The organism is Candidatus Nanopelagicales bacterium (assembly GCA_018003655.1).
In the GTDB taxonomy this organism is placed as follows: domain Bacteria; phylum Actinomycetota; class Actinomycetes; order S36-B12; family UBA10799; genus JAGNDY01.
Genome location: JAGNDY010000043.1, coordinates 5674 through 11418, shown reverse-complemented (window position 1 = coordinate 11418; position 5745 = coordinate 5674). Strand labels below are relative to the sequence as shown.

Annotated in this window: 7 protein-coding genes; all 7 read left to right on the top strand. The window is 62.5% G+C overall.

From position 1 onward, the window contains the following. On the top strand, window positions 1–269 hold a 269-nt coding region (locus KAZ48_07295; GenBank protein ID MBP7972589.1), incomplete at its 5' end, for a PqqD family protein. A gap of 123 nt (window positions 270–392) precedes the next feature. Continuing rightward, window positions 393–1514: a glycosyltransferase gene (locus KAZ48_07290; protein ID MBP7972588.1), complete on the top strand. Its 1122-nt coding sequence runs from the start codon at window positions 393–395 to the stop codon at window positions 1512–1514. A 277-nt stretch (window positions 1515–1791) separates the two neighbouring features. Continuing rightward, window positions 1792–2673 (top strand): NmrA family NAD(P)-binding protein, encoded by an 882-nt coding sequence (locus KAZ48_07285; GenBank protein ID MBP7972587.1) that lies wholly within the window; start codon window positions 1792–1794, stop codon window positions 2671–2673. Beyond that, the gene (locus KAZ48_07280) at window positions 2666–3148 is read left to right on the top strand and encodes a MarR family transcriptional regulator (GenBank protein ID MBP7972586.1); all 483 of its coding nucleotides are present in this window, start codon (window positions 2666–2668) and stop codon (window positions 3146–3148) included. Before KAZ48_07285 ends, KAZ48_07280 begins: the two co-directional genes overlap by 8 nt. Before the next feature lie 5 nt (window positions 3149–3153). After that, window positions 3154–3537 (top strand): SDR family oxidoreductase, encoded by a 384-nt coding sequence (locus KAZ48_07275; GenBank protein ID MBP7972585.1) that lies wholly within the window; start codon window positions 3154–3156, stop codon window positions 3535–3537. Between the two features lie 46 nt (window positions 3538–3583). Next, complete coding sequence (locus KAZ48_07270; GenBank protein MBP7972584.1) at window positions 3584–5083, top strand: SulP family inorganic anion transporter; 1500 nt, start codon at window positions 3584–3586, stop codon at window positions 5081–5083. Window positions 5084–5251: 168 nt separating this feature from the next. Next, window positions 5252–5745: hypothetical protein (locus KAZ48_07265; GenBank protein ID MBP7972583.1), on the top strand; the 494-nt coding region annotated here is incomplete at its 3' end.

The window sequence follows — 5745 nt, the reverse complement described above, 5'->3', positions numbered from 1 at the left end:
CCGCGGGAGCGCTGTTTGTGCGCGACCAGGATGTGCTCGGTGCGAACGTTGGCGATGATTACGTGTTGCTGAGCCCCGACCTCGACTATGTGGGGCTGGATACTGTTGCGACGCGGATTTGGGCGCTTCTGACGGAGCCGAGAACCCCCGATGAGATCGTCGCCATCTTGATCCGCGAATACGACGTGGCTGAGGAAGCGTGCAGGGCAGACGTCGCCGCCTTCCTTCAGCAATTGCTCGATTTCAAGGTGGTGAAGCTCGCAACGTGATGACGCGCCACCCAAGCCAAACCCGGGCGTGCCCTGTCGTGAAAGCCACCGTCCCGCGCGTACCGAGACTAATCTCGCGGCGGCCGCGAACCCGGGCAGGTGCAGAGCCGGACGGAGTGCACAGTGGCCAATACCAGCAGAGTGTCTGACCCGCGCATCGCCATCGTCCATGACTATGTAACCCAGATCGGTGGCGCCGAACGGGTCGTGCTGTCACTGCTGCGTGCCTTCCCTAACTCGCGGCTTGTCACCGCGCTATACGATCCCGAACACAGCTTTCCCGAATTCCGCGACGTTGAAGTCGAGACGCTGTCAATCAACCGCATGTCAGGTTTGCGAACCGACGCTCGCCGGGCCTTTCCACTTCTCGCCCCGGCGTTTAGCCAGCACACCGTTAGAGGGGCCGACATCCTCATATGCAGCAGCAGTGGCTGGGCCCACGGGATCGGGGGACCGCAGCCGAAGATTGTCTACTGCCATAACACAGCGAGATGGCTGTACCAACCCGCCGACTATCTTGCCGGGCTCCCACACAGCGCGAGAGTGGCTACCCAGATGCTAGGCCCCGCCTTGCGAGCCTGGGATCGGCGAGCTGCGCGCCGTGCGCACACCTATGTGGGGAATTCACGGGCGGTGGTGGCTCGGATCAGCCAGGCATACGGTCTGGACGCGTTGCTGTTGCCGCCCCCCGTCGTGCTCGACCGGTCTGGCCCGCGGACGCCAGTGAGCGGCCTCGAGCCCGGCTTTCTGTTGGTGGTTAGCCGGGGCCGAGGCTACAAGAACGTCAGCATTGTGGAGGATGCGGTCGAGCGACTCCTTCCGAACCAGAGACTGATCGTGGTCGGCAGCGAAACGGTTACAGGCTCAACCTCCTCGCGCGTCCGGGCTCTTGGCACAGTGAGCGACGCGCAACTGCGGTGGCTGTACTCTTCCTGCGGTGCCGTGGTTAGCGTCGCCCGGGAGGATTTCGGGCTGACGCCGCTAGAAGCAAACGAATTTGGCAAGCCGACGATTGTGCTGCGCTACGGCGGATACCTCGACACAACCATCGAGGGCGTTAGCGGCGTATTCGTCGAAGAAGCCACCGCTGAAGCCGTAGCAGATGCGATCAGAAGAGTTCCCGCTACCGAGCCGAAGGTGCTGCACGCTCACGCGAGACGGTTCAGTCAGGAACGATTTGCCGCGACGATGCAACAGATAGTCGGCGAGGTCCACGATCCCAGCAGGAAGGCTCCAGAGGGATAGGGCAGGGGCAACGCGCACTTCTGCGCGTCCTGGAGTCGTTGAGCCCAAGGTTGTCGGCTCGAACCTCTTGAACAATGCGCTTGGTAACCGGGCGCGTTGCCGTATCACCGAATCGTGACTGTGTGCATCGTTGACGTCTCTGAAGGCGATGTTGAGCAGGGCGGTGCGTGTGCCAACGGTGGATGTTTCGCTGACCTTCCATGCGCCGCAGGCAGAACAGTGCACGTGTCAGTAAGCCCTCCACATATATGTATGCTACATGTATATGGAGGGTTAGATGAATGACACCAATGTCCCGATCCTCGTTACGGGTGCGCTGGGAAACATCGGTCGAATGGTCGTGACGGACCTTGTGAATGCGGGCCGTTCTGTGCGCGCCGCGGACATAGATGCGGCAAAAGTGAGCGAGACATTCGGCGAATCCGTAGAGGCCGTGCGGTTTGACTTCACCGACCCATCAACGTGGGATAGCGCGTTCGCGGGGGTCAGGTTGATGTTCCTCATGCGGCCGCCGCAATTGAGCAACATCAAGCGTGACATGGTGCCGTCGTTGGCGGCGGCGAAGGCCGCTGGCGTCACACACATCGTGCTGCTCTCGTTGCAGGGTGCGGAGAACAACAAGGTCGTCCCGCACGCCAAGATCGAGGCCTGGCTGCTCCAGAGCGGTCTGAACTGGACGTTCGTCCGTCCGTCGTTCTTCATGGAAAACCTGTCCACGACGCACGTGACTGACATTCGGGATCGAGACGAGATCATGGTCCCGGCTGGCAACGGGAAGACCGCTTTCGTGGCGGCCGCCGACGTCGCCGCCGTGGCTAGCGTGGCCTTACTCAATCCAGCGGCTCACGTCGATAGGGCGTGGACCCCGACCGGGCCAGCAGCTCTCACCTACGAGCAAGTTGCGGCGACCCTGACCGACGTGACCGGCCGACCAATTCGTTATGCGAAACCGGGTCTGGCCGCGTACATGCGTCACGCGTCCAGTGTCCTGGGCATGCCACGGGCAATGGTGTTGGTCACGCTGGCGATCTACTCCATAGCCCGGCTCGGCAAAGCAGCCGGGCTAACCGACGATGTGGCCGAAGTGACCGGCAAACCCCCGATGTCGTTTGCGGATTGGGCCATCGCCAATCGGCAGGTCTGGTTGCCCGATGCCTGACGCTGACCTGGTCCAAATCGACGAAGCGCTAATGGGTCTTCGCCACCTGTGGTCGACCCCCGATCGGCTGTCTGATTCACGACTAGGTGAAGTCGAATTGTCGACGATGTGGATTGCCGATGCGCTGACCCGGATGGCGGATCGACGAGAGGTGAGCGTGGCCGACCTGGCCGATGCGCTGGATGTCGCCCATTCAACGGCGAGTCGGTTGCTCAACCGGGCCGAGTCGGTCGGTGTTATTGAGCGGCGACCGTCAAGGACCGACGCCCGCCGCGTCACTGTTCGGCTCACTCGGCGCGGGCGCTCACTTGCCCGTGCCGGTACTGCTTTCCGGACCGATTTCTTGGGCCAGGCAATGCGTGATTGGAACGCGGCCGATCGGCTCAGATTCGCCGAGTTGCTCGCGCGGTTTGTCGAGGTCACCCGCGATCAACCAAGGATCACCCATGATCACACCACGGCCGAACGGGGCTGACGACGATGAAGTTTGCGGTTATTGGGGCCACCGGAAAGACCGGCGGGCCACTTGTTGATCTACTGCTCGACCGAGGCAACGAGGTCCGCGTCTTGGTCCGCGAGACAAGGTCATCTCCTTCCTCCTCCAGAAGCTCGGTGGCGCAGTCGTCGCCGATAAGCCCGCAGAGTATGAGGTATTCGCTGCCTCTGAACTGGACTGGACCCTGGTTCGCGCGCCTCGCCTGCAGGATGGTGAGCCGACTGGCGTCGTCGTCGTCACGCGCTAGCGGAGGGTCGAAGTTCGCTGGATGCGACACTAGAGGGACGAAGCCGCGCGTAATCCTCGCCGGCTCCGATGATTTCTGTTCTTTGAGCGACGCACTCTTGCGCGCTCCACGCCGCCGGTGACCCACCCGGTGCGTGCGATTGAAAGGTCCCGTTGACCAACTCCGTCATGTCCGCGCCGCCCCAAGGGCCGACGCGTCCCAGCATTGGCTCACTTCGCGCCAAGTACACGCCACGGGTCATCCGTACCGAGACGCTGGCAGGCCTCGTTGTCGCGCTCGCGCTAATCCCCGAGGCGATCTCCTTCTCGATCATTGCTGGGGTGGACCCCAAGGTCGGGCTCTACGCCTCGTTCACGATGGCGGTGACGATCGCGTTCCTGGGTGGCCGTCCGGCCATGATTTCCGCCGCGACAGGTGCGATCGCGCTAGTGGTGGCACCGCTGGCTCGCGAGTATGGCGTCCAGTATCTGTTTGCAGCCGTGATCCTCGGCGGCATCTTCCAAGTCATCCTCGCCGCCGGCGGAATCGCCAAACTCATGCGGTTCATCCCCCGCAGCGTGATGATCGGGTTTGTCAACGCGCTCGCCATTCTGATCGCGCTCGCCCAGCTCCCCAGCCTGATCGATGTTCCGTGGCTCGTGTATCCGATGGTCTTGGTGGGCATCGCCATGATCGTCGTGCTGCCGCGACTGACCACGGCGGTGCCAGCGCCGCTGGTGGCGATCCTGGTGCTCACCGGCGTCACCTTGCTGGCCAGCCTGAATGTGCCGAACGTCGGCGACGAAGGCACGCTGCCCGACAGCTTCCCCCAGTTCCTGCTACCGGACGTGCCGTTCACCACCGAGACGCTGGGCATCATTGCTCCCTACGCGTTGGCTGTTGCACTGGTTGGTCTGATGGAGTCACTGATGACGGCCAAGCTCGTAGATGACATCACTGACACGCATTCGAACAAGACGCGCGAATCATGGGGTCAAGGCTGCGCGAACGTAGTCACCGGCTTCTTCGGCGGAATGGGAGGCTGCGCAATGATCGGCCAAACCATGATCAACGTGAAGTCAGCCGGCGCCCGCACGCGTCTGTCGACATTCCTTGCGGGCCTATTCCTGCTGATTCTGGTCGTCGTATTTGGTGACGTGGTGTCGCTCATCCCGATGGCCGCGTTGGTCGCCGTGATGCTCATGGTTGCCGCCGCCACCTTCGACTGGCACAGCGTCAAGTTGTCGACGTTGCGACGGCTGCCGAAGACCGAGACCTTTGTGATGGTGGTGACCGTCGCTGTCGTCGTGGTTACGAGCAACCTGGCGATCGGGGTCATCGTCGGTGTCGTCGTGGCGATGGTGATGTTCGCTCGTCGAGTGGCCCACATGGTGGATGTCTCGGTGGTCATGGACCCCGACGAGCAGACCCGCATCTACAAGGTCACTGGCGAGCTCTTCTTCGCCAGTAGCAACGACCTGGTGTTCCAGTTCAACTACGCGACCGATCCCCACGATGTGGTGATCGACATGTCAGACGCGCACATCTGGGACCCCTCAGCGGTGGCTGCGTTAGATTCGATTCAGACCAAGTACGAGTCAAAGGGCAAGACGGCGATCATCGTCGGCATGAACCGCGCGAGCCAGGCGCTGCACTCCCGTCACGCTGGGTCCGTCAGCAACGAGTGATAGGCGGAACTTCGCTGGCGCCAGCCCTCCAGGCCAATCAAGTCGGAGGAGGGATTGGGAATCCCGCACTGGATCTGTGGGTTGCGATTGCATCCAGTCATACCGTCAAGATGCTGATCTGCACAGTACGAGCCGCCGTCACGCTAGCCACCGCAGGAAGGGAGCCAGATGGAGTACGCAGCCCTGGGCGCCTCGTTGACTGCCGGCATGCTGGCGGCGTTCAATCCGTGTGGTTTCGCACTCCTGCCCGGTTACCTGGCGCTGTTTCTGGGCGACGAGCAGTCGGGGCAACGAGCCCATCCGGTTCGGCGAAGTCTGGCCGTTGCTGGCGCAATGACGGCTGGTTTCGTGGCGGTGTTCAGCGCAGTCGGCCTCATCGCCAACATCGCCGAGTGGCGGATCACCGCCTATACCCCCTACGTCACGTTGTTGGTCGGACCGGCCCTGGTGTTGCTGGGCGCGTGGTTGCTGACCGGCCGACAGGTCACCGTCGCGTTGCCCAAGATGCGCGGGACCGTCGGCGGGAGTCCGGCGGGGATGTTCGTCTACGGGATGATCTACGCCACCGTCTCGCTGTCGTGCACGTTGCCCATTTTCCTGATCGCCCTGACGGCGAGTTTGCGCAGCACCAACCCGTTGTCAGCGATGTCCACCGTGATTGC

Excerpts from the sequence above, each read along its gene's own strand:
- KAZ48_07280 (MBP7972586.1), top strand. The coding sequence starts at position 2,666 with ATGCCTGACGCTGACCTGGTCCAAATCGACGAAGCGCTAATGGGTCTT.
- KAZ48_07275 (MBP7972585.1), top strand. The coding sequence starts at position 3,154 with ATGAAGTTTGCGGTTATTGGGGCCACCGGAAAGACCGGCGGGCCACTT.
- KAZ48_07270 (MBP7972584.1), top strand. The coding sequence starts at position 3,584 with ATGTCCGCGCCGCCCCAAGGGCCGACGCGTCCCAGCATTGGCTCACTT.
- KAZ48_07285 (MBP7972587.1), top strand. The coding sequence starts at position 1,792 with ATGAATGACACCAATGTCCCGATCCTCGTTACGGGTGCGCTGGGAAAC.